Raw genomic sequence first — 24,463 nt, forward strand, 5'->3', positions numbered from 1 at the left:
ACACACCCTATACGCTTGGAAGCTCCACGATGCGCCAGTAGCCTTCCAACATATTAAAAATGTTATTAAAACCGTCTTTAATATCCGTTTTCACCATGTAGCCTGCAACGTGGTGACTGTACGCCCTCATTCTGTCTTCATCAGCGCTCGAGGTCGTGAGCATAAAAACCACAGAGGAGGACAACACCGGATTGGAGCGAATATGTTCGAGAAATTCGAACCCATTCATGCGGGGCATATTGAGATCGAGCAGAATTAAATAGGATCCTTTAATGGCATCCGAATGAGTCAGAATAGAGAGCGCTTCGAGCCCATCCCTCGCCCGAACAAGTGGATTCAGTAAGCGAAGCTGCTTCATCGCCCTCTGCACCGCCATATAATCCACATCGTCGTCATCCACTAATAAAATGGTGACTTGTTTATAGTCATGACTATTGCTCATATCCCCTCCTTGTTGATTATGTGCATTGGCCAGCTAAACCGGAAACAACATCCTCGCCCTTCTGATTCTAGTTGAATTTTTCCGCCAAGACTTTCTACTGTCTTTTTAACTAATGACAGGCCTAAACCACTGCCTTCAACTTCATCTCTTGGTCTAAGGGTCTGGAACATTTGAAATACCTTTCCATGGAAACTGCTGGCAATCCCAGGACCATCATCAATCACGCTAAACCAATAATGATGATCCGAGGTTTCACATATCACTTTGATGACACCTTCACCTTTATCATGGTGTTTAATCGCGTTGCTGATTAAGTTGCGGATCACCAGTTCTAACAAGGTTTTCACTGTCTTAAGCGTTGGGAAATTCCCTTCAAGCACTAAACTGAACCCCTGTGGCGGGGCCACTAAGGCAAACATATCTTCCACCAGCAGCCGAGTGTCGACTTCAACAATCTCGGTATCGACTCGACCAATACGCGAAAACATCAGTAATCCGTCGAGTAGCAACACCATCCGCTGAATACGGCTTTGGATTAAACCTAAATATTTTTGAACATTTTCGTCAGTGTTCTCGGACAGATCTTCACTGAGCCAGTTAGTTAATTGCTCTATGCCACGCAGTGGTGACTTCAAATCATGGGAGGCAATGTAGGCAAACTGGTCAAGTTCCTTATTGATACGCTCAAGCTCCTTAGTATGTTCAATGCGCTGCGCTTCTATCCGCTTACGCTCCGACACATTGTTTATTGTCGCCAATATCGACACGCCATTACTGAAGTGAATTGGTGTTAGCCCAACTTCAATCGCCAGCCGCGTCCCATCCTTACAGCAGCCGAACAAGTCATCCCGCAGCGACATATTTTTCGCAATCGGTTGGGCAAGATAAGCGCCCATATGCTGTTGATGTATTTCCCTCAACCCTTCGGGCAGTAACATATTGATTGAACGACCGAGTAACTCATCCCGTGCATATCCAAATAGGCGTTCGGCATGGGTGTTCACTAAGGTAATGACGCCACTTCTATCCACCATAAAAAGCGCGCTGGGTGAAGCTTCAATCACGAGGCGGAAACGTTTTTCGTTGGCAATTAACTCTGCCGTTAATCGCGACTCTTGATAACGATTTCGCGCCATCGTCAGCACTGAGTAAAACAAGGCTAAGATAAACGCACTCCCAATGACCTGTAGCCACACACTTTGGGTTTGTTCCGCACTTGAGATAAAGCGTGACTCGGAGGACACCTCTAAACGCCAAACTTGACCCTCCATGGTTTCTAATTGGGATTGATAAAACACATCATTTGTAGAGGGCAAGGCTTTATGACTGCTAAACATCAGGCTCTGGTTGTTGGCCTCCATACCATCGTAAATCGCCAGTTTTAATCCCGAAAAGCGTTTCCCCATAATGCCTTGCATCAGATCATTCATACGAAATGGGGCGTACACCACGCCGATAGCCTGTTGCTTACGCTCTTCCTCTGTCATCGGCTGACCACGGTATAAAGGGACATACATTAAAATGCCAGCCTGAGCATCATCCGGGGTTTCTTGCACTAAGGTGACCTTACCCGATGCGGTGGGAAGCCCTGTGGCAATAGCATGTAAGATGGCCGTTTTGCGGGTAGGCTCTGAGCACATGTCAAAACCAAATGCCCGTTGGTTGCGCCAGTCAAATGGCTCTAGGTATTTGATGGCGCAGTAGAACTCTCGCTCACCAGCGGGAGTGACTCGATAATCGCTGAAACCTTCCTGTTGCACCTCTTGCGTAAAGGAATCTAAATTGGCTGGAGTTAAGAGCTGCGCGAAGCCTAAACCTTGAATCCCTGGGTAATACTCGGATAAGCGCGCATTAGAAACATAGAGTTGCCATTCATGGCGCGTCACCCCATCAGAGGCCAGAAATAATCCAACTCCGCCACGTAATACTTGCTCATAGGCGGTCATACGACTGCTGACGGCAGCAATAAGATCTTGAACATTATTGTTAAAACGCTCTTCACCCCGGTCTCGTAAATATTCTTCGAGGACATACCAGGATATCCCCATAAAAAAAACGGCGGCGAGTAACATCAACCAACTGGAACTGATTACGCTGGCATAAACATTTTTTGAGGGGCTGAAAGAATCGGGGAAACTATCCATGTCCATACACGCTAAATCCCTAGCACCAAATTGATGATAATGACTTCTCCAAGTGTTGTTGGTGTTTTAGGCAAATTCAAGTCAATCCGACCATTTAAGTAGGAATTAACTTAGAAAATAAAAATAATGAGTTATGCGCTTAATCACAAAATTCAGCACTCACTGAAATAACCCAAAATAGCGCGATAATATGACAAGCCTACGACGTCGCGTTTCGGCACCACGGGAAGAAAATTTTACGTTGACTCGCAAAATTTTTTGCTTTTCTGCCACACTCTTTTTAGATAGAAAGGCGTTAGGAACAACATGAGGAATTCGTTATGGCTCATATTACTGAAGTCGTGCCCAACGATACTGAAATTGAGGCAATGACCACCCCTAGAAACAGCAAAGCAGCCGAGGCAATGCAACATAAGCGCGAAATTAAGAAGCGCTTAGAAGATTACCTCGAACGCGCCGAGTTAAGACGTGCATTAGGAGATGACGACTTTTTCTAAGCTGCCCGTTCCCTTAAGGCGTTAGGTGACTCAAACCCGACGTTTTTCTAAAAGCCTCACCCAGCTCCTAGGGGCTGGGTGTACAATTTACTATTCTTTTGATGCTACTTTTTGCCACTCTTATAAGCCTGAGTTTTAATCAGCAGCCATTCTGCTTTTGCCCCGAGATACACATAAGCCCCTAAACCGACTAATAACCCTACCACGGCCAACATCATACAAATCGCTGGCTCGATATATTGTTTCTCGCCCAGTGACGCCTTAAACATGGTCAATAACGCCTCAATCGAAATGGCGATCAAAATCGTTGAAACAAAGCGAGTGATGGTTCGGCGGGTGGAGCTGTGACGAAAAATATCTTTATGCATTAACACTTCTTCCTCGAGAATGGTTTTTCCAAGGTCAAAGATCGCTAACGCTAAAGTCATAAAGATAATGATCCCAAAGGGTTGCAATGGATCTTGCCCGACATGATCCACCACAAATAACCCATAAATATCCCTAAGCGCCGTCCAAAGTAGCACCATCACCAGCACAAAAAGCCCTGCGACTATCAAGCCATACACGGCTTTAAAGGCTGGCGTTACTCGCCGACGAGCACTGTCGCCCATCATAAACTCAATCATCCGCGTCAAATCCACATCGACGACCAGATAACCCAGCTTTTGCTCCTGCTGCACAATCGCTAAGGAGGCTGATAAACATAAGTTCCCGCTGGCATTGGATAAATAAGGGCGAGTGATATTGACGCCATCGGACTCATCCCGATTAGTAAAATAGGGCCGCTGACTGCGATCGCGATTCCCCCCAAGGGGCACTAACTTGATCTGCTGATCGACCACTGTGATATTTTGGCTAATCTGCACTCCTTGGGTATCGAGCAAATACATCAACTCGACAAAGGGGTAACTGCCTGCAATGCCTTTCATGGCCTTGATATCGACTTTAGGTTGGTGAAATAAGTCCGCATCGGCAATCCCCGTTAAAATGGACTCCATCAGCTCATGCACTGTGGCCTCGTATTCGTGATAACGCTCAATCACACTCAAATAGCTCATTGCAGCCATAACTCTCTCCCATCGACGTTATCCCATTGCTCAAATACCCAAAGCAGCTTTGATGCCAGCTAAATAAGTTAATGTTTAACAGTGGGTTATGAGATTAAGTTAGCGCTGTCTCGCGCTAAAATAAGCCGCGTTGCACCAAAATGATTCATTAAATCGATAGTGTTCAAGGTATTTAATCGACAATATTTAATTGTTCTGGGTAAGAAACCTATAAAAACAACGACTTTACCGCTATGATTGAACTAATTTTAGCGCCTAAGTAGCAACAGGATTTCGGGAATGTCAGAGTCATTAGCCCAGTACCAAGAAGATTTACGTCGCTTTTCCGATGAGCTGATCCGCATTCAAACCCCGATCAAGATTTTAGATGCCATCAAATGGCCGCGGGAAATGGAGGAGCGTTTTCTTTCTAGTAAAGGCACGGTTCTGCCAGCAATTACACAGGATTTTTATCAAAAAATTGCTCTGCCCTTCGATCCCGTAAAAACACAGGCTGAATTACTTTCGCTCAAACAAGACATTCATCGACGTTTAGGCAAAAAAGACAAGCTGGGCAAGATATTAGTCGCTAACGTAGACCAGTATCGTCTGGTGGTCGATATGCTGGGTCATCGAGGGACCCCTGTCTTTGGTCAGCTTAGCCAAGAACTCTACGGCAGCGCCAGCCACAGATTACATGGCGATCGCCACACTCTGCGTCAATTGGGCGATAAACTCAGTTATATCTTCTCATTGCCCGCTGCGCGGCATATGAATAAGCATCACCCTAAAATCATCAGTGCCCCCGAAGCCGTGAATGTGCTGAGCCAGCGATTGGAAAAATACTTCCATAGCGATGACATGCGGGTGCGTTTGAGTGACGGGATTGTGTCTGACGCCGCAGTGGGGGGCGATACGGTCAAACTCAATAGTAAGGCCATGTTCAGCGAGTCAGATCTCAATGTGTACGAAGTTCATGAAGGTTGGGTGCATGTGGGCACCACCCTGAATGGTCGGGCTCAACCCCATGCTACTTGGCTCAGCGTCGGCTCTCCCCGCGTAGCAGCCACCCAAGAAGGGCTTGCCGTCTTACTCGAAATGCTCACCCTAAGCTCAAACCCAGGCCGTGCCCGCCGTATTAGCGACCGTGTCGCAGCGGTAGATATGGCGGAAAATGGGGCCAACTTTATTGAAGTATTTAACTATTTTAGAGAGTTAAATCTTAGCGCTAAGGATAGTTATCGAGTCACACAAAGGGTGTTTCGTGGCGGTATGGTCGAAGGCGGCAGCTTTTTTACCAAAGATATTTCCTATGTGCGTGGTTATGTTGAGAACATCAACTTTATCCGCAGCGCCATCACATCGGGTTTACCCGAACTTATCCCTATGCTGTTTTTAGGCAAACTCGCCATTGAGGATATTCCCGTTCTCTATCAAGCCTGCCAAGAAGGCATAATTACGCCACCAAAATATTTACCGCCCATGTTCGACAACTTTAGCGGTTTGTATGCTTGGTTTGGTTTCGCCTCAGGATTAGCAGGAATCGATCTGAAAGGGGTGCAACGTCACTTCACTCGCCTATTTAAAGATGTGCCTAGTATCGATCCAAGCTTAGAGTTATTCGACGATACAGAGTTTGATAATAACTCAGACTAATCAAGTCATTTTGCCACAGCCCTCTTCGGGCTGTGGCCTATCGCTTAAGTTGTTATCCACATCAGTTTGGGTAAGGCATTCAAATCCAACTTATCGCCACGGGTGGCAATAGCCAGTGCCTTAGGTTTAGTTTTCGGATCTTGATTCATGACAGTCACTAATCCCTGTTGTGCTTGGGCCTCGCCATGCACTAGCACTAAAGGTGGTTGATCTTCAAAGTGCCGATACCAACGTAGCAACTCTGCCTGATCCGCATGGGCGGATAAGCCTCCGACGGTATGTAACTTGGCGGCAACTTTGACGCTATTACCATGGATAGTGAGCTCCTCAGCGCCATCGACCAAGGCTCGTCCAGGCGTGCCAAGCGCTTGGAAACCACAGATAATCACATCACATTCTGGCCGCCACAGATTATGTTCCAAATGACTACGGATACGGCCACCATTACACATGCCGCTACCCGCAATAATGATCAAGCCCTGATGCACATCATTTAATGCGATAGACTCTTCAGTAGTTTGAATAAATTCGACATTCGATAATAAGGGATGTTGCCCCGGGTGCTGGCGAGTAAAACGCTTAAAATCATCATCCATTAACGGATAGTTATTAACATATACTCGTGTTGCCTCAATCGCCATTGGACTATCGAGGCAGACTTTCCAGCGAGATAAATCCCAATCTTTAGCATATAAATGAAATAGATATAAAAGCTCCTGCGCTCGCCCCACAGAGAAGGCTGGCAAAAGAATATTACCGCGGCTCTCGGTGACTGCCTTAGCAAAAATCGCCTTTAATTCGGCCAGAGTATCAGTCCAGCTTCGGTGGAAACGATTACCGTAGGTGCTTTCCATTAACACTAAATCGGCGGTGTCGACTAAGGTGGGATTACGTAATATCGGCATGCCAGCACGGCCAAGATCGCCACTAAATACCAGTTTTTTCTGCGCTTTCCCTTCTCCCAACCAAAGCTCTACCAGTGCCGAGCCTAAAATATGCCCCGCATCCGATAAACAAATATCCACATGGGGGATCACTTGGGTGACTTGGCCATATTCAAGCGATACAAACTGAGTAATGGCCTGCTCCGCATCTTCTACAGTAAATAGCGGCTCTAAAGGCTCCAACTCATGCTTAGCGCGCTTTTTATTGGTTCTTTCGGTATCGCGCACCTGCAACATGGCGGCATCTTTCAGCATGATGGCACACAGCTCTGCCGTCGCTTTATGGGTAAAAATCGGCCCGGTATAGCCCGCCTTAACCAACAGGGGTAAGCGGCCCGAATGATCAATATGGGCATGACTCAAGACAACGGCTGAAATCGCAAGGGGATCGAAGCTAAAAGGTTCGTGATTACGTAACTCATCGGCCTTGCCACCTTGGATGAGGCCGCAATCGAGCAGCATTTGCTTACCTGCCACTGTGAGTAAGTGGCACGAGCCAGTCACTTCCTCGGTCGCGCCCAAAAACTGCAATGTCATCTGCATAGCCTGCCTCCAGCATGTTTATCTCTTTTAAAGATAGACTATGCCCTTATTCCTAAAAGAAAAAGGAATAATTGGTAAAGCATGATCAAAGCCAACTTTCGATGTAAAACCTTGGGGATCAATAACCTAACAGAGGGTACAACTGGCCCTGACGAACCGCTTTATCGGCTTGTGTCAGCGTGCCGTCCCGCTGCCATTGTTCGAGTTGTTTTTGCAATATGGGTTGCACTTCGGCGGCCGTCATACCTGCGCGAATATCCGCACTGTAGAGCAATTTCAGCAAAATATAATCCAGCCCAGTGAGTAAATCCTGCGGTGTTTTATCATTAAAAATGGAAGGAAATACTTTCACCGAATCATTGGGTAGGCCCAGCACTTGGGTGATTTCTTCCACCACGCAGGCCACCAATTTGCCATGCATTTGCGCTTGGTCGACGGGGATAACCACCCAAGCACGCTCAATCTCATTCTGGGAATTAAGCGCAAATTTGCCCATACAAACAGAGCTATGAATATTACTGGCCGCACTTGCACCCATAAGACGCATCACCACATCGGCCCATTGGGATTGACGGGTAAAGACTAAGTGTAAATTGGCCTCTTCGAGCGAATCCACTTTGACAATACTGTGGCCGGTGATTTGTGCCAGATGGCTTAAATGCATCTGCACCAATTGTGCATGCAACCCATTATCGCCCACTTGATGCTCGACAAAGACGCGCACGGGCTGACGCCATTTCCGTACCCGATGTTTATCTTTATCGTATTCATTTTTAAGGGCTATCTCATCGAAGGCTTGGATAATATAAGCGTGATTTTTCCAATCTCGAATAGGTTTTGGCACCAGGTTAGGTGTTGCATCGGAGGTTATCGCAGCGCTTGGTGTCGAATCGTTCGCGGCCTTCGCGGGCACGATAACGAATGGCAAAAACAGGGCGATTAAGCCAATGACAGCAGACCTAGTGAAACGCTTTAACCCCGAGAGCATCCTATTCCTATCCTTGTCGAGGCAGCTTGATAGAGATCAGTGCCGTCATTGCAATAAAGGCCGTCGAAATCCATAAGCAGGCCACCAGCCCATAACTCTGATACACCCAGCCCGAGAGCACGGTTCCGACTAAACGCCCCATGGCATTGGCCATATAATAGAATCCCACATCGAGGGATACCGCCTCTTCACTGGCGTAACTGACGATTAAATAGCTGTGCAGTGAAGAGTTAATCGCAAACAGTCCGCCAAATAACATCAGCCCCAAGATCAGACTGAGCTGTGGTGAGAAATCCAGATACAAACTGAGTGCAATTAACGCGGGAATAAAAGCTAATAAGGTCGACCAAACTAAGGCGGTATAACCATCGGGGATACGCTGCAAAGTGCCAGCTTCCGCTTTGCTCGCACCGGTAATCTTCGGTGCTAAGGTTTGCACTATGCCGTAGCCTATCACCCAGAGCGCCAAAAAGCCGCCCACGGCCCAATGATCCCAGCCCCATTGGCTCGCCAGATACACGGGCAAAGCCACCACAAACCACACATCCCTTGCGGCAAACAAAAACAGGCGCGCCGCCGAGAGAATATTCACGCTGCGGCTCTTAGAAAAAATCTCGGTAAACTTAGGTTTGTTCTTCGCTTTCCCCAGATCTTTTTTCAGCAAGGTCAGACTCATTAACCACACCAGCGCAAGCACGGCCATCATGGCGGCAATCGCCATATTGAAACCTAATCCCGCTAACAAGGCGCCACCGAGGAAAAAGCCCGCTCCTTTGAGGGCATTTTTAGATCCGGTTAACAGGGCAACCCAATGGTAAAGCTTGCCCTGTTCGCCCTTTGGAACCAGCAATTTAATCGCGCTTTTGGCGCTCATTTTGTTGAGATCTTTAGCAATGCCCGAAAGCGCCTGCGCCGCCATCACCCAAGGCACGCCCGCGAGCCACAGCGGTAAACTGGCCGCTGGCACCAATAACATCCCTAATGCCAACACCTGCATGCCAAGGCCTAGATTCATGGTGCGATTGAGCCCTAGGCGAGCGCCGAGATAACCGCCCACCAGATTGGTCACGACGCCAAAAATCTCATAGAACAAGAACAACATCGCAATCGCGAATGGCGTATAACCGAGATCGTGAAAATGCAGCACCACCAACATCCGCAGCGCACCATCGGTTAAGGTAAAACTCCAATAATTGAAGGTGATCAACAAATATTGCCGCACAGCCGCGGGCAATTGCATCAGTTGTTCAAATAGCTTGGCAGCAGGCACTGTGCTCTCCTAACGCGGCAAATCAAGCTGGCCGACTAAACGGGCGAGTTCTGCCGTACGGTTGGCGTATCCCCACTCATTGTCGTACCACACGTAGAGTTTTAGCTGAGTACCATTCACCACCATGGTCGAAAGCGCATCGACAATACTCGAACGGGGATCGGTTTTATAATCAACCGAGACTAACGGCCGCTCCTCATAACCTAAAATGCCCTTGAGTTCACCTTCGGCGGCGCTTTGTAGCAACGCATTCACTTCCGCTTCAGTCACGCTGCGCTCAAGCTCAAATACACAATCGGTAAGGGATGCGTTGGCGAGCGGCACCCGTACCGCATGGCCATTCAGCTTGCCCTTAAGCTCAGGGAATATATGGGTAATTGCCGTCGCACTGCCCGTGGTAGTGGGGATTAAACTTAACCCACAGGCGCGGGCGCGGCGCAGATCCTTATGCGGCGCATCCAGAATCGTTTGGGTGTTGGTAATATCATGGATAGTGGTCATAGAACCGTGCTTGATGCCTATCTGCTCATGGATCACTTTTACCACGGGCGCAAGACAGTTGGTCGTGCAGGAAGCCGCGGTCACAATCGGATGAATAGCCGGATCGTATAGTTGATGATTCACGCCCATCACCACATTTAACACACCTTCCTCTTTAACTGGCGCCGTCACTACCACCCGCTTCACGCCTTGATCTAAATAGGCTTGCAGTAAGGCTTTGGTTTTCATCACCCCGGAGGCTTCAATCACTACATCGCATCCCGACCAATCGGTCTCGGCAATGGTCTTATTGCCTGTGGTGCGAATGGTTTTATCTTGAATTTGAATGCCATCGTGACTCGCCGTTACCGGATAGCACCAGCGACCGTGAACTGAATCGAACTCAAGCAAATGGGCCAAGGTAGCCGCATCCCCAGCGGGATCGTTGATTTGCACAAACTCAACATCATCCCATTCCCACGCCGCACGAAGAGCCAAACGCCCCATGCGCCCAAATCCATTAATTCCGATTTTAATTGCCATGATTTATAAATACCCAATTAACTTACAATTTGTTGATTTAAAATATAATTATTTTGAAAACAGATTAAGTCGTAAACCAATGGCGAGTGCGATTGGCAAAGTACACTAAAGACAACATCACTGGCACTTCAACCAACACGCCCACCACGGTCGCCAGCGCCGCCCCCGAATGCAAACCAAAGAGCGAAATCGCCACAGCCACGGCTAATTCAAAGAAGTTAGAAGAACCTATCATGCTCGCGGGCGCGGCAATCGCATGGGTCAATTTGAGCTTTAACGCCAGCCAGTAGGTCAAGATAAAGATGCCATAGGTCTGAATAATCAAAGGAATAGCTATGAGTAGAATATTTTGTGGCTGTGTCACTATGGTCTTGGCCTGAAAACCAAATAACAGCACAACCGTCGCCAGCAGCCCTATCACAGACCAAGGTTTGAGTTTAGCTAATAGCTGCGGCACCGCGCTGGCACCATGGCTTACCTCTAGGCGTTTTCGAGTTAACACGCCTGCGACTAAGGGCAATAAGACATACAACACCACTGAAAGCAGCAGGGTTTCCCACGGCACTTGAATATCACTCACCCCCAGCAACAACGCGCAGAGCGGCGCAAACAAAAACACCATAATGATATCGTTAACAGAGACTTGCACTAAAGTGTAGTTAGGATCACCCTTCGTCAGTTGGCTCCAAACAAATACCATGGCGGTACAAGGGGCGACGCCAAGGAGAATCATCCCCGCGATATATTCGCCCGCCGTTTGCGGGTCGACCCAATCGTCAAACACCAGTTTAAAGAATAACCAGCCGAGTAAAGCCATGGTAAAAGGTTTAATAAGCCAGTTAATAGTGAGTGTCAGCAACAACCCCTTGGGATTTTTACCGACATGTTTAACCGCCGAAAAGTCAATCTGCACCATCATGGGATAGATCATCACCCAGATGAATAACGCAATAATCAAATTCACATGGGCCAACTCGACAGCCGCGATAGCGGAAAATGCCTCTGGCGCCAGATTCCCAAGCGTGACTCCAGCAAGAATACTCAAGCCAACCCAGACACTTAAATAACGTTCAAAGATCCCCATAACAACCTCGACTCACAAATTGCATTGTTTGCGACTCAGCAGCAGGCTTTAGCACGTTCGGGACGAGCCCCCATGCTGCACAGATTCTGCATACTTTCAGCTAAAAACAGGCCATTAGCCTCACAACTTTGCGCTAATACTTGCTGACACCAAGCATTAAGCTCAGGATTAATTTGATAAAAAACCCATTGACCTTGGCGCCTATCGACTAAGATCCCTGCTTTTTTTAACTGCGCTAAATGCCGGGAGATCTTAGGTTGGATCTCCGACAGCGCGGCCATTAATTCACAAACGCACAGCTCCCCCTCCCGCTGGATTAGCAGTAAACATTTCAGCCGAGTCTCATCGGCAAGAGCCTTAAAAAATGCCACGGGTTGCATCGAGTGTTCCCAAAATGATCAGGTTACATATGGAATAAAGTATATATGAAAAAACATATATACATAATCATCATAATCAAAATAAATTCTGTCTATAGCCTATTTAAATTTAAGAAGGATATTGTTTGAACAAGATCACATCAGCAAAATGGATATAAAAACCATCAATTGCAAATGATAATAGTTGCCATTAAAATCCGTACTAAGCTAAAAGTTATGGTGCAATATGTTGTTTTCTCTCCTCTACCACATCATCAAACCAAAGCTCTGTAATCATAAAAACATTAGATAATTGCCAAACTCCGGAGCCAATCCATATGTCTACTAAAGGCATTTTTCGTGTATCCCTTATTCAAATCGCCATTTTAAGTGTGCTTACTCAAACAGTTTATGCCGAAGAGTCCACGCCCAATATCGAACACCTCGAAGTCAAAGGTATTCGCCAACCATTTCGAGGGGATGTGCCACTGAAAGCTCAGCCACAGGCGGTAGAAAGCCTGTCGATGGAGCAAATTAGCGATGCAGGTATATCGACGCTGATGGATGCGCTGGATTTATCGAGCTCAGTCAATCGTCAAAATAATTTTGGTGGTATGTGGGATAGTTTCGCCGTGCGCGGCTTTGTGGGCGATGAAAACGTTCCCTCGGGTTATCTAGTTAATGGTTATGATGCGGGACGTGGTTTTGGTGGTACCCGTGATACTGCGAACGTAGAAAGTATCGAGATTATGAAAGGTCCAGGATCTGCTCTTTATGGCCGTGCAGAACCTGGCGGCACCATAAATATCATCACCAAAAAACCTAAATTCTTCCAAGAAGGCTATCTGCAAGCAAGTGCTGGTCGCTGGGATAATTACCGTCTTGAGGGGGATTATACTAATGCCATTACCGACGATTTAGCCTTTAGGGTTAATGGTGCAATTGAAGATAAGGGGAGCTTTCGCAATCCCGTTGATTCGGAAAAACGGATTTTAACCCCCTCTTTGCTTTGGGTAGCCAGCGATACTACGCGCCTAAGCTATGAACTGGAATATGCAAACCAAAAAGTCCCCTTCGACCGCGGGATTGTGGCTATTGACGGCGACATTAAAGCCTTACCCATTGATAGATATCTAGGTGAAGCCAGCGATGGTGCAACCCAAATAGATTTGTTAGCCCACCAATTTACCTTAGAACATGACTTTGGTAACTGGAGTTTATTATCAGGTATTAGCTACCGCGACACAGGACTTGAAGGCTACTCGAGCGATCCAGAGCTGGTGAAAAGTCGCCAAATGCTCAACATCGACGGTGAAACCCTAAGCCGTCAACATAACTACCGTAACTTCACCTCAACGGACTTATCGGGCCGCATTGAGTTAAGCGGTAAAGTCGAGACTGGCGATATTAGCCACCACCTTCTCATTGGCGCAGACGGTTATCACTTCCATTTTGACAAATATTGGGAGCGCTTCCGCCCAGCAGCTGGCGATACCACTTACAGCATCAATGTTTACAATCCAGTCTATGGACAAATTGCGCCCGAAGGCGCCCTGCTCTACAACCAAGTAGAGACTCAGGATAACTATGGGATCTATCTTCAGGATCAACTCGATCTCAGCGAAAAATGGAAACTCACCTTAGGTGGCCGCTTTGACAGTTTCGAGCAAAGCATTGAAAACCATAAAAATCAGACAGAATCCAATCAAACCCAAAATGTCTTTAGTCCAAGAGCTGGTATAGTTTACGAATGGCAACCTTGGTTAAGCCTCTATGGCAGTTACTCTGAAGGTTTTCGCCCTAACACAGGTTCTGATTATCGCGGTGTCGCATTCGAACCCGAAGAGAGTAAATCCTATGAGCTAGGTACTAAGTTTGAGTTAGAAAATCTGACAGGCTCTATCGCCCTCTTCCGCGCCGAAAAGAGTAATGTGCTAACTGCAGACCCTGTGAATTCAGGTTTTTCAGCGGCACTAGGTAAAGCAGATAGCCAAGGGATTGAGCTGGATTTGGCTGCCTACCTAACAGCCAATACTCAGCTGTTGCTATCCTACGCCTATACCGATGCCAAGACAGCTAACGATATTCTCAACGCAGATTGGGGCGTGAGCATTCCCGAAGGCAGTCGTTTAATCAACATTCCAAAACACAATGGTCATCTCACGCTAAAACATGATACTTCATTGTTTGGTTCCGATGCCTCCGCGGGAGCGACAGTGCTTTATGTGGGCGATCGCTTAGGTGAAACCATTGATCCAAACTACATACTGCCGGCATATACCTTAGTGAATTTATTTAGCACCTACGCGTTAAATCAAGATGTTAGCCTGCAATTTAATATCACTAACCTATTCGACGAAGTTTACTATCAAAGCTCTTATTCATCGATGTGGACTATGCCTGGCGAGCCACGCAGCTACAAAGTCAGCGTTCGTTATAATTTCTAAGCACTGCTAATCCGTTTCCAATAAAAAAGCCCCAGCATCTTCCTGGGGCTTTTTACTCGGCCTCAATTACAAACCCCGCTGCCATTCCTGCCTTAAGGGAATGCTGCGCGGCGCGTTAATCGCCTGCTCGACCTGTGCCAGCAATTTGGCCTTGTCTTTACCTAATACTCCTTTTAGCACAAGGTAATTAGAGGCATGATCGGAGCGAAAAATCGTTTGCTCCAGCTCCAAATGGCTAAGCAGGGTTTGCATTTCTTGGAATAATCCCAATTGGTCCGGCAACTGAAACTGGCCATCAAACACGGCATCCATCCGCTCGGTGCCGAGCGGCAAAGTGACCACCAATGTGGATAAATAATCGGGCTGGGCAGCATTCATCAACTTGGCCGAGTTGATGGCATGTTGCTGCGATAACGCCACGCCACCTAAGCCATTGAGGATCATGACAGAAGACTTCATCCCCGCCGCGCGAATTTTTTGTAATGCCGCCAGCGATGACTCGAAAGTTTCGCCTTTTTTAATCTTGGTCAGCACTTCGTCATCACCACTTTCGCAGCCAACGTACAGTAGACTTAGGCCTAACTCCCGCAGCCGAGCGAGCTGCTCAGGAGTTTTATTATTCAAGTTACGCGGCAAACAATAACTGCTGATCCGCGTAACCTGTGGTAAGTGCTTATGGATTAACTCGCAAATCGCCTCTAGCCGTGCAAAGGGTAAGCTCATAGCATCACCATCGGCCAAAAACACCCGCGATACTGGCATACCAGTTTGGGCAATTGCGAGAATATCTTTTTCAATCTTATCGAGTTTTTGTGCTCTAAAGGCTTTTTGCGGCTGAGTGTACATATCGCAAAAACTGCACTGATTCCAACTACAACCGTTAGTCACTTGCAGTATTAACGACTTCCATTCTGATGGCGGTCTAAATACAGGTTCAATGTAGTTAATTAACACTGCAAACTCCTGTTAAGCCAGATAAATTAAGCGATGACTTGATGGTAAGTTTCCACATGAAAAGACTCGACTAACTCGGGCATCACCTGATGGAAATAATGCTGAATGGCATCCTTAGCGCAGTGCTCATCGAACGCGGCGATATCGACAAACTTCTCCACAAAGGTCACGCGGCGCGGTTCATCACGGCTGAGGTTGAGTTCATAGCGGATGCAGCCCGCTTCGCGACGCGTATCGGGGATCAGCGAAGCGAGTGCCGCAATCAAGGCCTCGGTTTTACCTTCTTTCGCTAAAAAGCTCGCGACGCAAACGAGTTGTTGTTGATTGATTTTGTAGTCCGTAACTGTCGTCATTTGATTTCCTTAATAAAGTAAATTCAGCTAGTTAAAACCTGATCACTTAGGCTGGTAGCGCATATCAATATGAGGAATGCCATCTTCCAAATACATGTCGGAACAGGCGTTAAACCCAAGTTTTTGATAGAAGCTTTTCAGATAATCCTGAGCACCAATTTGGATACCTGCAGCAGGCCAAGTGCTAAGAGCGGCATCAATCGCCTGTTGCATCAAAGGCATTGCAAGCCCTTTACCTCGTCCCGCTGGAGACACGACGACTCGGCCAATGCTGGCCTCGGGATAACTCAGCCCAGGAGGTAAAATGCGGGCATAGGTGAGTAACTCGCCCGCTGGCGATAGGCCGAATAAATGCTGGGTTTCAGGGTGTCTATCTTTATCGTCAAGCTCTGGATAAGCACAGGCCTGCTCGACCACAAACACATCGACTCTCAGTTTGAGAATCTCATACAAAGTGTTAGCAGTTAATTGATTAAATTTAAGATTTTGCCATTCGACTGAATCTTGTATCGACATAAAAAAACTCTGCGTACAACCGGAAAAGAGCCCGAGTCTATCACAGCGGTCGCCGCATAAAAAAGCGCCTTAATCCTGGGGGAATTAAGGCGCAAGGGTTCCGCATTGCGAAAACGAAATGAGTCAGTCTTATTCAATTACCGCATCGTGGGCGACTGGCCCTTGAGGTTTACGGATAAGCAGCACAGCCACCACGGCAATTAACAACAGGGCACCCATAATCAAAAACACATCGTTATAGGCTTGAATATACGCCTGCTGACTCATGGTTTGTCCTAACAGAGCCTTGGCCTGCATGGTGGCGGTATAGGGATCCGAGCCACCCTGTTGCAACATGCTGGCGCTCTGATTCAAATAGTCCTGCGCCTGTGTGCTGACCGCTGGTAAAGACTCCTTCACATGGGCCAAATGGCTGCGGGCCAAGTTATCGCTTAAGGTCGCCACCAGCGCGATACCAAAGGCGCCACCTAAGTTACGCATCACGTTCAACACGGTCGAAGCCGAAGGATTCTCATGGGGCTTTAAATGGGCCGTCGCCAACATGCCAATCGGCACTAAGATAAAGGGCTGGCCTAAGGCGCGCACCACTTGGGAAGCAATCATCTGCGGCCCAGCGTAATCGGCGGTCATTTGGCTATTCATGTAATAACTGAGGGCAAACATAAAAAAGCCGAAGGCGGCTAAATAACGCCCGTCGAAACGTTGCATTAAACGCGGCACTAATGGCAATACCAACAACTGCGGGAAGCCCATCCACATAATGACTTCACCGATTTCCAGCGGCGTGTAATCATGCACTTGAGACAAATAAAGTGGGATCAAATAGATAGCACCAAAGAGTGCCATCCCCAGCAAAAAGTAAGCTATGGTCGAAAGCACAAAATCGCGTTTACCGAGCAGGCGTAAATTCACTAAAGGATCTTTACGTTTAAGCTGGATCCACACAAACAGCACTAAATTCACTGCGGCAATGATGGCAAGATTGCGGATCAAATCCGAGCCAAACCAATCCTTGCGGTTACCTTCCTCAAGTACCACTTCGAGGCAGCCCATACCCAGCGCCATAGTGACAATGCCCGCTAAGTCGGCATTTTTCAGTTTGTCCCACACCACGGGGCGTTTTTCGAGACCATAGGCCAACATCGCCATCACCAGCAAGCCGGGCGGCACGTTAATATAAAACAGGTAATGCCAACTAAAATGCTCGGTTAACCAACCACCTAAGGTTGGGCCAATCGAGGGGGCAAACGTCGCCGTCACCCCGAATAACGCCATCCCCACGGCACGTTTATTCTCGGGTAAAAATTCTAAGATCAGCCGAAAGGCTAGCGGGATCAGCGCGCCACCAAAGAAGCCCTGCAACGCCCGAAAGGCGATCATGGCCTCGAGGTTCCACGAAATCGAACACAGGATAGAAGCAAAGATAAAGGCAGCTGTGGTCCACAACAGATAACGCCTGACCGACAGTCCTGTGCTTAACCAACCCGAGAGCGGGATCGCAATCATCTCTGCAACAAGATAAGCTGTTGAAATCCAACTGCCTTCCTCCAGCGTTGCGCCGAGACTGCCTTGGATTTCCTTCATCGAGGCATTAGTGATTTGAATATCGAGGATCGCCATAAAGGCGCCAATCAAACCACCGAAAACAGCAATCCACGATCGGCGACTACCACGCTCATATTCGCTCGGTGTAGCCCCCGCGGCGATAGCCTCAGGTGCCGCAGCAATTGTGCTCATGTTAACGACCTACTTAGCGACCGACGTTAGCAGCGATGGCTGTCGTCGGATGCGACGCAGTATCGACCTTGACCACGGCACTTAAACCGGGGACGACACGTGCCTCTTCTGAGAGATCTAAACGGATCCGCACCGGAATACGTTGCACGATTTTAGTGAAGTTACCCGTGGCATTTTCGGCGGGCAGCAGACTGAATTTGGCTCCGGACGCCGGCGACAGACTATCGATAACACCTGTAAAGGTTTTGTCGGGAAACGCATCGAGACTGACCTGCACCGACTGCCCAGGTTGCATATGTTGGATTTGGGTTTCTTTAAAGTTCGCCGTGATCCACACAGCCCCATCCGGAACCAAACTGTAGAGAGCCTGGCCGGGCTGCACATATTGCCCCACCATGGCGCCGCGTTTACCAATCACCCCAGAGAAAGGCGCGGTCACGCGGGTATCATTAAGCTGAATTTTAGCCAGCTCCAATGCCGCATTCGACTGTTCAACCACAGAGCCTGCTTGGTTAAGCTGGGCATTGAACACGGCAAGCTCACGCTCTTTAGCCACTAACAGCGCCTTGGCTTCATCCAGCCCAGCGGCGGCAGAATCAAAACCTGCTTGTAATTGGTCGACATCGTCCTGTGAGCTGTAGTTGCTGACTTTTAACTTTTTAGCACGAGTTAACTGTTGCTCGGCGCGCAGTTTGTCGGCCTGCGCTGCGACCACGCCCGCACTCGCTTGACTGATCAACGCATGTTGTAATTCCACTTTAGCGGCTAAGGTTTGCAGATCGGCCTTAGCACTGGCGAGTGACGCCTCGGCTTGGCTGACTTTGGCGCTAAACTGGTTATCCTCAAGCTGCGCCAATAACTCACCCTTACGCACATGCTGGTTATCGGTCACATCGGATAACACTACATAACCCGGGACCTTCACGCTCACATGGGAGATATCGGCCTCAACATAGGCGTTGTCAGTGGTTTCGATAAAACGTACTTGCGTCCACCAGTAATAGCCGCCCCCCGCGACAGCGGCGAGTGTCAGTGGAACGGCGATGATGAGCTTACTTTTGGACATGAATGACTCCTTGATTAGTGAGTGCTAGTGTACTACTGTCTCATCACGTTTATTAGATAGTTAAAAATCAACCCACTGTTTCACAGGTGTAACAATCATGGATCTCAATCGTGTGCAGATATTTGCCCAAGTGGTCGAGCAAGGTAGCTTTACTGGCGCCGCCAAGGCCCTGGGTTTAACTAAGGCCACCGTCAGTCGCAAGATTGCCGAACTGGAGTCAGATACTGGCACCCAATTGTTATTCCGAACGACCCGCGCCCTCAAACTCACCGAGGCGGGATCGAGTTATTACAATCGGATCAATAAGATCTTGAGCGATCTACAGAGCGCCGAAAATCAGCTCAGCGCCCACCAGCAATTGATTAAAGGCAACCTAAAAATAGTGTGCCCCATCGAGTTAGGCCAATTGTTTCTCGGGCCTATCTTCGCCCAGTTTTTAACCCTTTATCCCGATATCACCATTGAGGCTGAACTCACCAACCGCAAGGTCGATGTGATAGAAGAAGGCATCGATTTGTTATTCCAAATCGCCGACTCGAGCGATACGCGTCTGCAGAGTTATTCCTTAGTTAACGCCTACAAATCATTGATGGCAAGCCCAAGTTATTTAGCCGAGCACGGCACACCCAAAGTGCCGCAGGACTTAGCCAAGCATAAAGCGATTCGCTTACAGTCGGCCCATATTGAAGGGGCGTGGAAGCTGTTTGATGGCCAGTCTTGGGTGGTGATTGAACCCGTCACGCAGCTAACGGTAAACAATGTCACCATTGCCCGCGAAGCCGCCATTGCTGGGCTTGGCATTACGGCCGTACCGTCGATTATTGCGCAGGAAGCGATAGAGAAAGGCTATTTAGTGCCGCTCCTCGACGATTATCCAATGGTGCAAACCAAAGTGGTGCTCAGCTATCCCAAACGGGCGTATTTACCACGAAAATATCGCGTCTTTATCGAATTTATCTATACCGCCCTGTTCAAACGCTGGGGGTCACAGGTATTAGAAGTGCCAGAATTTATCGGTCAGCAAGAGCAGCTCCCTCACGTCAAACTTAACAATTGTAACTTTCAGAGGGTGAAATCAGACGGCGAAGGATAAATCCAGAAAGTCAGAATTGCCTTAATCCTTAAGCCCCTATAAGCTTGGCAAGGTAACAGGCAGCAAAAGACCCTTAGGTTTTCCTGATACAGATAACACAATAAAATTTAACATTTCATTTTTAATTTCGGAGGAAACCTAATGAGCTTAATTAAAGAGTTCAAGGCTTTTGCGTCCCGTGGCAATGTGATCGATATGGCAGTGGGTATTATCATCGGTGCCGCTTTTGGCAAGATAGTCTCATCCTTTGTAGCCGATATCATTATGCCGCCAATTGGGATCATCTTAGGTGGCGTGAATTTCAGCGATCTGAGCATAGTGTTGCAAGCCGCCCAGGGCGATGCGCCAGCGGTAGTGATTGCTTACGGTAAATTCATTCAAACCATCATCGACTTTACCATTATCGCCTTCGCGATTTTTATGGGCTTAAAAGCCATTAACAGCCTAAAACGCAAACAGGAAGAAGCGCCGAAAGCGCCACCTGCACCGACCAAAGATCAAGAGTTGTTATCAGAGATCCGCGATCTGCTTAAAGCGCAGCAAGAAAAATAAGCTAACGCCATTTTTATCTGATTGATTGCAATAAAAAACCCATCGACTTCGATGGGTTTTATTTTTGTTCAAGCGCTTAGCTTACTCGGGCACGTCGTGCACTGTTTCGCTATAGTCTTGCACGACTTCGGCAACACGGATGCGATAAGAGTTAAATAAGCAAGGCACAATGCCAGATTGCTCAGCAATGCTGTGGGCCATTTGATTACGCCATTGGGTAATAGAGGCCATATCATCCCAAAACGATAAGCTCAGCACCTTGCCATCGTCGGTTAAGCTCTGAAACCGTTCAATTGAAATCAGCCCCTGACGCCCTTCTAAATATTGGCGCATCTCAGCTGCCACGTGCAGATATTCTTCCTTGCCTTCTTTCGTGGGCACGACTTCAAAAATGACTGCGATCATAATGCTCTCCAGAGATAGTAATCCTTAATACCAGAGCTAAGCCTAGCCTAGATCGCGCACTATAGCTCACTGATTTTTAACTTTAACATTGAGCCTTGCCACAAAATGAGGCCAAGGCTCAACATCCCACTAGGCGGGCGACTTATCGTGGCGATATAACCAACGATACAGGGTCGGTAACACCAATAACGTCAGTGCCGTAGAGCTAAACAGCCCACCGATAATCACCACCGCCAGCGGCTTTTGGATTTCGCTACCCACACCCGACGACACTAAGATGGGGATCAAGCCCAAGGCCGAGGTCAATGCCGTCATCAGCACGGGGCGTAAACGGCCAACCGTGCCTTCGTAAACCGAGTCATAGAGCGACTCGCCGCTCTGCCTGCGCTGGTTTATCGAGTCCACTAACACCACGCCATTGAGCACAGCCACCCCAAACAGCGTGATAAAACCAATGGAGCTCGGCACCGACAGATAAGTGCCGCTGACAAACAGCGCCACGATACCGCCGATCAATGCCAGAGGAACGTTTGCCATGATCAATAAGACCTGCTTCAGCGCACCAAAGGAGAAGTACAACAGCAAGGCAATCAAAGCGATAGAGATAGGCACCACCAACATCAGCTTTTGTTGTGCTCTTTGCTGGTTCTCATACTGACCACCCACAATTACCGTATAGCCCGCGGGCAAATCGGCCTGAGGCACCAGCGCATAGATATCTTTGACCACAGATCCCATGTCCCGCCCCGCCACGTTGGCTTGCACCACCACGCGACGCTGCACATCATCACGGCGAATATTCGGCGGCGCCATTTCCACCTCAACGCTGGCCACCTCACCTAAACGCACTGTGGCACCATTGCTGCCGCTAAGGAGTAAATCCTTAATCACATCCTGGCTGCTGCGATACTCGGCTGCGAGGCGCAAATTGATGTCGTATCTCGCGTTACCGTCGATCACCTGTCCGGCGCTGGCACCACCAATCCCTTGGCTGACTAGCGACATCACTTGGTCGACGCTGATGCCATAACGGGCAAGCTGCGAGCGGTCTGGCCGCACCACCAGCTGCGCCTCACCACTGACCTGCTCGAGGGACACATCCACGGCGCCGGGAATTTTCGCCACCAGATCGGTGAGCACTTGTCCCTTTTCTGATAAGACATCTAAATCGGGGCCAAAAAGCTTAATCGCCAACTGTGCCTTTACCCCAGAGAGCAACTCATCGACCCGCGTCGCAATCGGTTGTGAGAAGGTGAGTAGCAGCCCAGGGAAGACACTGAGCTTTTCCTCCATCAGCCGCTGCAACTCCAAACGCGAGCTAGCCGATTGCCATTCTTCGATGGGTTTAAGGCCGATATAGACTTCGATATTGCTGACAGGCTCAGGATCGCCGCCTAATTCGGGCGCACCGATACGGCTCAAGGCATATTCCACCTCGGGGAATTCCAGCAACATGGCCTCAAGCTTTGGCGCCACATCTAAAGAAGTGCCAAGGCTCGCGGTCGGTGCCAGCGTCACCCTAAGGTTAATCGTGCCTTCCTCTAGCTCGGGCACAAACTCGGTCCCCAACCTTGGCAGCAAAACCATACTCATGGCAAACATCAGCAGCGCACTGATCATCACCAACTTTGGCCTAGCAAGGGTTGCACTCAGCAGCTTGCGATAGGCTGAGTCCAAAGGGGCTAAGACGACGCTCTCCTTGAGCACGACGCCACGCTTAAACAGATAAACCGCCAGTGCAGGCACGGCAATCAAGGCCACCAGTAAAGCGGAAATCATTGCCAAAATAATGCTGACCGCCATCGGTTGGAACAACTTGCCCTCAACCCCTTCCAGCGCAAATAACGGCGCAAACACCACAATGATGATGGCGGTCGCGAAGAAGATCGGACTGCAAACCTCTTTCGCCGCCAGCATAATGCGCACGGCCATGCTGTTCTCCGCTTCTAAAGCGTGAGCACTGCCATCCTCATCGCCATGATATGGGTCGACCTCACCATCGGCGCGGCTTCTCGCCTGGGCTAAATGGCGACGGTCTGGCTGAGTTAAATGTTTGAAAATATTCTCAACCATCACCACAGAACCATCGACCAACATACCAATGGCCACCGCTAATCCACCGAGAGACATCAAGTTGGCAGACAGGCCATAGTAAGACATCACCATTAGCGCCAAACCAATAGATACAGGGATAGACAGCAGCACTAGCAAGGTGGCGCGGATATTCACAAGGAACAGCGCCAAGATCACCACAATAAACACAAAGGCCATTAATAACGCATCGCGCACTGTGGTAACGGCTTTATCCACTAAGTCCGCTTGGTCGTAAAACACCTCGAAGGACACGCCTTTTGGCAGTGCCTGCTCAATCAGATTAATCCGCGCATCGATATCATCAATCGTCGCCTTAGTGTTGGCGCCCATGCGCTTAAGCACGACGCCCGCCACCACTTCGCCCAAGGCTTGCGCCTGACCCGCTTCATCGCGGCGCGTCATAGTCACGGCCCCTACGCGGATCTCACTGCCAAAATCGACCTTAGCAATGTCGCCCACTCGCACAGGCGTGCCACGCACTTCTGTCAGCGGAATTTGGGCGATAGCGGCAAGCCCTGCTTCACCCGCGGGTAACATGCCATAACCCCGCACCACCAATTGCTCCTGGCCTTGGTCCATAAACCAGCCACCGGCGTTGCGGTTATTGCTCTCAAGCGCCTCACTCACCTGCGCCATCGACAAACCATAGGCTCGCAGCTTGTTAGGGTCGACCTGCACTTGATACTGGCGCACCTCGCCGCCAAAGGATAAAACATCGGTCACGCCGCCAACCGGCATCATGATCAGTTTAACGAGGTAATCGTTAAGGCTACGCAGCTCGGCGGCATTAATGCCAGAGCTAGGATCGGCCCGCAGAATGTACTGATAAATCTGCCCTAAACCCGAAGTGTTAGGGCCAATTTCTGGCACGCCCACTCCGCTTGGGATCATCTCCCGCGCCGCCTGTAACTGCTCAAATACTTGCTGACGGGCAAAGTAAATATCCGTACCCTCGGCAAATACCACGGTCACAATGGACAAGCCAGTCCGCGATAACGAGCGCACCTCGGTCACCGCCGGCAAGGCATACATGGCCGATTCGACCGGATAACTGATGAGCTTCTCCACCTCTTCGGCGGCCAAGCCCTCGGCCGCAGTATTGATGGTCACCTGCACGTTGGTCACATCGGGAAAGGCATCCAGATTCAATTTGGGCAACATGGCGACACTAGCGGCCACCACAGCAAGCAGTGCCAGCACTACTAATAGCCGATTTTTAATCGCGGCTTCGATTGCTTTTTGCAACATAA

Annotated in this window: 21 protein-coding genes; 5 read left to right on the forward strand and 16 right to left on the reverse strand. The window is 48.8% G+C overall.

Translation table 11 applies throughout. The features are described 5' to 3' along the window. Positions 1 to 7 precede the first annotated feature (7 nt). Entirely contained in the window at positions 8 to 442 is a 435-nt protein-coding gene (locus ACUZ8J_RS18450) for a response regulator (protein WP_446694572.1), read from the reverse strand. Next, positions 439 to 2,592: a CHASE domain-containing sensor histidine kinase gene (locus ACUZ8J_RS18455; protein ID WP_446694573.1), complete on the reverse strand. Its 2,154-nt coding sequence runs from the start codon at positions 2,590 to 2,592 to the stop codon at positions 439 to 441. The genes ACUZ8J_RS18450 and ACUZ8J_RS18455 overlap by 4 nt, the downstream gene beginning before the upstream one ends. A 314-nt stretch (positions 2,593 to 2,906) precedes the next feature. On the opposite strand from ACUZ8J_RS18455, the gene ACUZ8J_RS18460 reads away from it, so the two are divergent. After that, complete coding sequence (locus ACUZ8J_RS18460; RefSeq protein WP_011621344.1) at positions 2,907 to 3,083, forward strand: PA3496 family putative envelope integrity protein; 177 nt, start codon at positions 2,907 to 2,909, stop codon at positions 3,081 to 3,083. A 104-nt stretch (positions 3,084 to 3,187) separates the two neighbouring features. On the opposite strand, the gene ACUZ8J_RS18465 is transcribed toward ACUZ8J_RS18460, so the two are convergent. Further along, positions 3,188 to 4,150 carry a PDC sensor domain-containing protein gene (locus tag ACUZ8J_RS18465; protein WP_446694574.1) on the reverse strand — a complete coding sequence of 321 codons (963 nt, stop codon included), beginning with the start codon at positions 4,148 to 4,150 and terminating at the stop codon, positions 3,188 to 3,190. A 279-nt stretch (positions 4,151 to 4,429) separates the two neighbouring features. Between ACUZ8J_RS18465 and ACUZ8J_RS18470 the strand changes: the two genes are divergently transcribed. Beyond that, positions 4,430 to 5,785: a flavohemoglobin expression-modulating QEGLA motif protein gene (locus tag ACUZ8J_RS18470; RefSeq protein ID WP_069453686.1), complete on the forward strand. Its 1,356-nt coding sequence runs from the start codon at positions 4,430 to 4,432 to the stop codon at positions 5,783 to 5,785. A gap of 44 nt (positions 5,786 to 5,829) precedes the next feature. Here ACUZ8J_RS18470 and ACUZ8J_RS18475 read toward each other — a convergent pair whose 3' ends face one another. From ACUZ8J_RS18475 to ACUZ8J_RS18500, 6 genes are all read right to left on the reverse strand, one after another. Beyond that, complete coding sequence (locus ACUZ8J_RS18475) at positions 5,830 to 7,272, reverse strand: MBL fold metallo-hydrolase RNA specificity domain-containing protein (protein ID WP_446694575.1); 1,443 nt, start codon at positions 7,270 to 7,272, stop codon at positions 5,830 to 5,832. Positions 7,273 to 7,390: 118 nt separating this feature from the next. After that, positions 7,391 to 8,260, reverse strand: a complete 870-nt coding sequence (locus tag ACUZ8J_RS18480) for a DUF2927 domain-containing protein (RefSeq protein WP_446694576.1) — start codon at positions 8,258 to 8,260, stop codon at positions 7,391 to 7,393. Positions 8,261 to 8,267: 7 nt separating this feature from the next. After that, positions 8,268 to 9,530: an organoarsenical effux MFS transporter ArsJ gene (gene arsJ, locus ACUZ8J_RS18485; protein ID WP_446694577.1), complete on the reverse strand. Its 1,263-nt coding sequence runs from the start codon at positions 9,528 to 9,530 to the stop codon at positions 8,268 to 8,270. Positions 9,531 to 9,539: 9 nt separating this feature from the next. Next, positions 9,540 to 10,553 carry an ArsJ-associated glyceraldehyde-3-phosphate dehydrogenase gene (locus ACUZ8J_RS18490; protein ID WP_446694578.1) on the reverse strand — a complete coding sequence of 338 codons (1,014 nt, stop codon included), beginning with the start codon at positions 10,551 to 10,553 and terminating at the stop codon, positions 9,540 to 9,542. A gap of 64 nt (positions 10,554 to 10,617) precedes the next feature. Beyond that, positions 10,618 to 11,637, reverse strand: coding sequence for an ACR3 family arsenite efflux transporter (arsB, locus tag ACUZ8J_RS18495; protein WP_446694579.1), 1,020 nt, complete (start codon positions 11,635 to 11,637; stop codon positions 10,618 to 10,620). A 35-nt stretch (positions 11,638 to 11,672) separates the two neighbouring features. After that, positions 11,673 to 12,017, reverse strand: a complete 345-nt coding sequence (locus ACUZ8J_RS18500; RefSeq protein WP_446694580.1) for a metalloregulator ArsR/SmtB family transcription factor — start codon at positions 12,015 to 12,017, stop codon at positions 11,673 to 11,675. 317 nt (positions 12,018 to 12,334) lie between these two features. Here ACUZ8J_RS18500 and ACUZ8J_RS18505 point away from each other — a divergent pair, with 317 nt between their 5' ends. Beyond that, positions 12,335 to 14,443 (forward strand): TonB-dependent siderophore receptor, encoded by a 2,109-nt coding sequence (locus tag ACUZ8J_RS18505; RefSeq protein WP_446694581.1) that lies wholly within the window; start codon positions 12,335 to 12,337, stop codon positions 14,441 to 14,443. A gap of 66 nt (positions 14,444 to 14,509) precedes the next feature. Here ACUZ8J_RS18505 and ACUZ8J_RS18510 read toward each other — a convergent pair whose 3' ends face one another. From ACUZ8J_RS18510 to ACUZ8J_RS18530, 5 genes are all read right to left on the reverse strand, one after another. Next, positions 14,510 to 15,397, reverse strand: coding sequence for a radical SAM protein (locus ACUZ8J_RS18510; protein ID WP_089068559.1), 888 nt, complete (start codon positions 15,395 to 15,397; stop codon positions 14,510 to 14,512). A gap of 26 nt (positions 15,398 to 15,423) precedes the next feature. Next, positions 15,424 to 15,750, reverse strand: coding sequence for a putative quinol monooxygenase (locus ACUZ8J_RS18515; protein WP_446694582.1), 327 nt, complete (start codon positions 15,748 to 15,750; stop codon positions 15,424 to 15,426). A gap of 42 nt (positions 15,751 to 15,792) precedes the next feature. Continuing rightward, positions 15,793 to 16,266 carry a GNAT family N-acetyltransferase gene (locus ACUZ8J_RS18520; RefSeq protein ID WP_446694583.1) on the reverse strand — a complete coding sequence of 158 codons (474 nt, stop codon included), beginning with the start codon at positions 16,264 to 16,266 and terminating at the stop codon, positions 15,793 to 15,795. A gap of 129 nt (positions 16,267 to 16,395) precedes the next feature. Next, positions 16,396 to 18,003, reverse strand: coding sequence for a DHA2 family efflux MFS transporter permease subunit (locus tag ACUZ8J_RS18525; RefSeq protein WP_446694584.1), 1,608 nt, complete (start codon positions 18,001 to 18,003; stop codon positions 16,396 to 16,398). Between the two features lie 13 nt (positions 18,004 to 18,016). Beyond that, positions 18,017 to 19,069, reverse strand: a complete 1,053-nt coding sequence (locus ACUZ8J_RS18530; protein WP_446694585.1) for an HlyD family secretion protein — start codon at positions 19,067 to 19,069, stop codon at positions 18,017 to 18,019. A 97-nt stretch (positions 19,070 to 19,166) separates the two neighbouring features. Between ACUZ8J_RS18530 and ACUZ8J_RS18535 the strand changes: the two genes are divergently transcribed. Both ACUZ8J_RS18535 and mscL read left to right on the forward strand, forming a co-directional pair. Further along, complete coding sequence (locus tag ACUZ8J_RS18535; RefSeq protein WP_446694586.1) at positions 19,167 to 20,162, forward strand: LysR substrate-binding domain-containing protein; 996 nt, start codon at positions 19,167 to 19,169, stop codon at positions 20,160 to 20,162. Positions 20,163 to 20,303: 141 nt separating this feature from the next. Then, the gene (gene mscL, locus ACUZ8J_RS18540) at positions 20,304 to 20,714 is read left to right on the forward strand and encodes a large-conductance mechanosensitive channel protein MscL (RefSeq protein ID WP_011715722.1); all 411 of its coding nucleotides are present in this window, start codon (positions 20,304 to 20,306) and stop codon (positions 20,712 to 20,714) included. A gap of 81 nt (positions 20,715 to 20,795) precedes the next feature. On the opposite strand, the gene ACUZ8J_RS18545 is transcribed toward mscL, so the two are convergent. Both ACUZ8J_RS18545 and ACUZ8J_RS18550 read right to left on the reverse strand, forming a co-directional pair. Next, positions 20,796 to 21,119, reverse strand: coding sequence for an antibiotic biosynthesis monooxygenase family protein (locus ACUZ8J_RS18545; RefSeq protein WP_011627310.1), 324 nt, complete (start codon positions 21,117 to 21,119; stop codon positions 20,796 to 20,798). 129 nt (positions 21,120 to 21,248) lie between these two features. Continuing rightward, a complete protein-coding gene (locus ACUZ8J_RS18550) occupies positions 21,249 to 24,461 on the reverse strand; it encodes an efflux RND transporter permease subunit (protein WP_446694587.1) in 3,213 nt (1,070 codons plus the stop codon). Positions 24,462 to 24,463: the final 2 nt, after the last annotated feature.

This window comes from Shewanella sp. Koi 1 (assembly GCF_052907445.1).

Excerpts from the sequence above, each read along its gene's own strand:
- ACUZ8J_RS18450 (WP_446694572.1), bottom strand. The coding sequence starts at position 442 with ATGAGCAATAGTCATGACTATAAACAAGTCACCATTTTATTAGTGGAT.
- ACUZ8J_RS18460 (WP_011621344.1), top strand. The coding sequence starts at position 2,907 with ATGGCTCATATTACTGAAGTCGTGCCCAACGATACTGAAATTGAGGCA.
- arsB (WP_446694579.1), bottom strand. The coding sequence starts at position 11,637 with ATGGGGATCTTTGAACGTTATTTAAGTGTCTGGGTTGGCTTGAGTATT.
- ACUZ8J_RS18500 (WP_446694580.1), bottom strand. The coding sequence starts at position 12,017 with ATGCAACCCGTGGCATTTTTTAAGGCTCTTGCCGATGAGACTCGGCTG.
- ACUZ8J_RS18550 (WP_446694587.1), bottom strand. The coding sequence starts at position 24,461 with ATGTTGCAAAAAGCAATCGAAGCCGCGATTAAAAATCGGCTATTAGTA.
- ACUZ8J_RS18480 (WP_446694576.1), bottom strand. The coding sequence starts at position 8,260 with ATGCTCTCGGGGTTAAAGCGTTTCACTAGGTCTGCTGTCATTGGCTTA.
- ACUZ8J_RS18545 (WP_011627310.1), bottom strand. The coding sequence starts at position 21,119 with ATGATCGCAGTCATTTTTGAAGTCGTGCCCACGAAAGAAGGCAAGGAA.
- mscL (WP_011715722.1), top strand. The coding sequence starts at position 20,304 with ATGAGCTTAATTAAAGAGTTCAAGGCTTTTGCGTCCCGTGGCAATGTG.
- ACUZ8J_RS18520 (WP_446694583.1), bottom strand. The coding sequence starts at position 16,266 with ATGTCGATACAAGATTCAGTCGAATGGCAAAATCTTAAATTTAATCAA.
- ACUZ8J_RS18470 (WP_069453686.1), top strand. The coding sequence starts at position 4,430 with ATGTCAGAGTCATTAGCCCAGTACCAAGAAGATTTACGTCGCTTTTCC.
- ACUZ8J_RS18490 (WP_446694578.1), bottom strand. The coding sequence starts at position 10,553 with ATGGCAATTAAAATCGGAATTAATGGATTTGGGCGCATGGGGCGTTTG.
- ACUZ8J_RS18465 (WP_446694574.1), bottom strand. The coding sequence starts at position 4,150 with ATGGCTGCAATGAGCTATTTGAGTGTGATTGAGCGTTATCACGAATAC.
- ACUZ8J_RS18475 (WP_446694575.1), bottom strand. The coding sequence starts at position 7,272 with ATGCAGATGACATTGCAGTTTTTGGGCGCGACCGAGGAAGTGACTGGC.
- ACUZ8J_RS18455 (WP_446694573.1), bottom strand. The coding sequence starts at position 2,592 with ATGGACATGGATAGTTTCCCCGATTCTTTCAGCCCCTCAAAAAATGTT.
- ACUZ8J_RS18525 (WP_446694584.1), bottom strand. The coding sequence starts at position 18,003 with ATGAGCACAATTGCTGCGGCACCTGAGGCTATCGCCGCGGGGGCTACA.
- ACUZ8J_RS18505 (WP_446694581.1), top strand. The coding sequence starts at position 12,335 with ATGTCTACTAAAGGCATTTTTCGTGTATCCCTTATTCAAATCGCCATT.
- ACUZ8J_RS18515 (WP_446694582.1), bottom strand. The coding sequence starts at position 15,750 with ATGACGACAGTTACGGACTACAAAATCAATCAACAACAACTCGTTTGC.
- ACUZ8J_RS18535 (WP_446694586.1), top strand. The coding sequence starts at position 19,167 with ATGGATCTCAATCGTGTGCAGATATTTGCCCAAGTGGTCGAGCAAGGT.
- ACUZ8J_RS18530 (WP_446694585.1), bottom strand. The coding sequence starts at position 19,069 with ATGTCCAAAAGTAAGCTCATCATCGCCGTTCCACTGACACTCGCCGCT.